General features: G+C 54.7%; 1 protein-coding gene. It reads right to left on the bottom strand.

The genetic code is table 11. From position 1 onward, the window contains the following. Positions 1-247, bottom strand: a 247-nt coding sequence (locus SB751_RS33875; RefSeq protein WP_410749482.1) for a hypothetical protein, incomplete at both ends; no start/stop codon positions are given.

Below are 247 nucleotides of genomic sequence, written 5' to 3' on the forward strand. Positions count from 1 at the left end.
CTGTTTTTATCTCAATCATGGAACAGTACTCCCGGTCCAGCACCGTTTCCGGTTGCCCTTGCCCCATGAACACTGTTCCCTGCTCGTTTCGCATAACGATTACATATTGACCTGAAGGAGAGATATTCCATTTGTTAGGCGGCTCCATCTCCGTTCCCCCGCCGGCGTTCGACTCACCTGCTCGTGGCAGCAGGCCAAACGTCGTTCCATTCGGCAAGGAGAACACCGCTTTCTTCCAGGCCCGACG

Source organism: Cupriavidus sp. SIMBA_020, from assembly GCF_046535395.1.
GTDB lineage: Bacteria > Pseudomonadota > Gammaproteobacteria > Burkholderiales > Burkholderiaceae > Cupriavidus > Cupriavidus campinensis.